Source organism: Pandoraea morbifera (genome assembly GCF_902459575.1).
Classification (GTDB): Bacteria; Pseudomonadota; Gammaproteobacteria; order Burkholderiales; family Burkholderiaceae; genus Pandoraea; species Pandoraea morbifera.
Genome location: NZ_CABPSD010000040.1, coordinates 1 through 759, shown reverse-complemented (window position 1 = coordinate 759; position 759 = coordinate 1). Strand labels below are relative to the sequence as shown.

Annotated in this window: 1 protein-coding gene; it reads left to right on the top strand. The window is 59.6% G+C overall.

Translation table 11 applies throughout. The annotated features are described in order from the left end of the window. Window positions 1–570: phage portal protein (locus PMO31116_RS23525; protein ID WP_150568814.1), on the top strand; the 570-nt coding region annotated here is incomplete at its 5' end. Between the last annotated feature and the right edge of the window lie 189 nt (window positions 571–759).

The following is a 759-nucleotide window of genomic DNA, read 5'->3' as shown; positions in this document are numbered from 1 at the left end:
GCGCTCAACGCAGGGAAATCGCCGTTGCTTGAAGGTGGGATGGATGCCGACACGCTGGGCATCAACCCGTCCGATGCCCAATTGCTCGAGTCTCGTGGGTTTAGCGTCGAAGAGATTTGCCGGTGGTTCCGTGTGCCGCCTTGGATGGTCGGTCATTCGGAGAAGTCGACAAGTTGGGGAACCGGGATCGAGCAGCAGATGATCGCCTTCCTGACATTCACGCTTGCTCCGTGGTTGAAGAGGATTGAGCAGGCCATCAGCAAAGACCTTCTCAGCCCGGCGGAGCGAACTCGTTACTACGCCAAGTTCTCCGTCGAGGGCTTGCTTCGCGCTGACAGCGCGGCACGTGCGACGTTCTATTCCGTGATGGTCAACAACGGCATTTTGACTCGTGACGAAGTGCGCGAACTGGAAGAGCGCGAGCCGATGGGTGGTAATGCGTCGGTTCTGACGGTTCAGTCCGCAATGACCATGCTTGACGCTATCGGCACGAACGATCCCATGCATCAGGCGCGGGCGCACTTGCGCACGCTTCTCGGCCTGCAAGACGACACATCCTCAAGGGAATAAGCAGATGAGCCTCCGCACATTGCCGAGCGCGCCGTACGGCCGCCCGCATGACGGCATCCGTTCGCACGTTTCGATGGCAGCATTTGATCGCTGGGATGCGAGCGTACAGGCGTCGGCCGCTGGCGAAGATCGAACGATCAGCATGTACGACGTCATCGGTCAGGACTATTGGACTGGCGAGGGCGTCAC